Here is a 1,730-nt window from a genome sequence, read left to right as displayed (position 1 = left end):
ATCAAACATCCTGTCTGAAAACTCCCAGAAAACATCGTTTCCACCAATTTTAGCGACACATTCAGAACCTATAGCAGCCACTCTACCTTGTGCGTAATTCGCAAAATGTCTGTATACCCACTGCACGTCTTCATTTTCTTCAACAATTCTTGAAAGCGTGGGGTGAAGACGGGCACAAAATGAACAGTTAAAATCTGAATATTCAACAATTGTAATTTTAGCATTACTATTGCCACGCACATGATCGCTTTCGTTTGGCATTCGAAATTCACCAGAGGGTTGCTCTCCTGTATTATGGTCAGCCCCATTGTTACGGTCAGTATTATTGCTTGTCGCGACATTCTTGTTGTTGTGGGTGAAAAAAACCGCGCCGGCTATCAACACACCTGCGACGATAATCGCAACCGGTACTACATATCCGCTTTGTGTATTTATCTTCATATGCTTATGAAATTCCAAGCAATGATTTAAGCTTCGACTCATCAAAACCGACAATCATCTCAGCTTGCTCTGAAGGATTTGAAGGGTCATCTACAAAAATAACCGGGACGCCCATTTGTCCGCTCTTCTGCACCATCTCTTGGCGCTTTTCTGCATCAGCTGATACATCATAATCAGTAAATTCAATATTGTTCTCCTTAAAAAATTCTTTTGCTGCATGACAGAAGTGACACGTTGGTGTTGAGTATATAGTTACGTTTTTCATAGTTTTTCTTGTTAATTATTTAATAATTACTTTTATAGCTCTATCTACGACCTGCCCGACCAAACTACTTAAAAAGTTCGGTTTCCGGATGCACGCTGACCCAAGAGAACCAAAACGCGTTAATGTGCGGGATTATTTCTCCCGAATCATCCTTTGTAAATTTAAACTCCCCCACACTGCTCTTTTCTATTTTTACCCCAACTCCGCCTACACTATCTTCCGTAACCCCTTCTTTTACAACATCTGCTTTATATGCTTTGAATTTGCCGTCCACCTCTATGCCTACAACAAATTCCTTGGGATGCAACCTTTCGTCTTCAAACCCGGGGTTAAATATAAAACTGTCCGATGTGTAATATCCACCGTAGGGATCCCGCCCATAAGACCTTGAATGCCCGGTATCGCGGGATAATACTTTTGTATCCCGGTATTTATTCTTCCAGTCCGAATACCTAACGATATCTGACGGTATTATTTTTAACTTTGTACCTGTTTCAGGTCCCACAACAGCTTCGCCTAACACCTGGGACCATAATGATTCCGTATTTGGATCGCCTGTTCTGTTGTACATAAGCAAATTTGATTTCCACAACTTGCCTGAAACGCCAAATTCCTGCGCCTCGCCGTTCACCTTGCTTTCAAAAACAATACCTGTAAAGCAAAGTGGACAATATGTTACCAAAATAGGTTCACCTTGTATCTTATCATTTACTATTTCGTGCCAAACCATTACTTGAAAAGGGTAAAACCTTGCTTCGTCTTTATAAAAAAGCCCCAAACCAATCTCATCGTCTTTAAGAAACTCGTCTGCTTCAGATGTAGATATAAATTTTGGCTCATCTATGGAGGGTATGCCGTCTTTTGGCGGTCCTCCTGAAAGTATTTCATCAAGTGGTATTGAGTGCATAGTATCGTCTGTTATCATAAATTCTCGAGAATCTATATTAATTTTATCTGTCTTGTTATCAGGCAAGTCAAAAGACTCACTCTTTAAATAACTATAAGCAAAAACAGTTAAAATACC

General features: G+C 40.1%; 3 protein-coding genes. All 3 read right to left on the bottom strand.

Annotation, left to right across the window (positions count from 1 at the left end; translation table 11 throughout):
- Positions 1-441, bottom strand: a 441-nt coding sequence (locus tag WDZ40_04590; protein MEX0878097.1) for a thioredoxin domain-containing protein, incomplete at its 3' end; no start/stop codon positions are given.
- Positions 442-445: 4 nt separating this feature from the next.
- Positions 446-706 (bottom strand): glutaredoxin family protein, encoded by a 261-nt coding sequence (locus WDZ40_04585; protein ID MEX0878096.1) that lies wholly within the window; start codon positions 704-706, stop codon positions 446-448.
- Between the two features lie 64 nt (positions 707-770).
- The coding region (locus WDZ40_04580; protein MEX0878095.1) for a DUF3179 domain-containing protein at positions 771-1,730 on the bottom strand (960 nt) is incomplete at its 5' end.

The sequence above is a fragment of the Candidatus Spechtbacterales bacterium genome (assembly GCA_040879145.1).
In the GTDB taxonomy this organism is placed as follows: domain Bacteria; phylum Patescibacteriota; class Minisyncoccia; order Spechtbacterales; family 2-12-FULL-38-22; genus JAWVZY01.
Note: the sequence above shows the minus strand (reverse complement) of the source record. Positions and strands in the feature narration are given on the sequence as shown.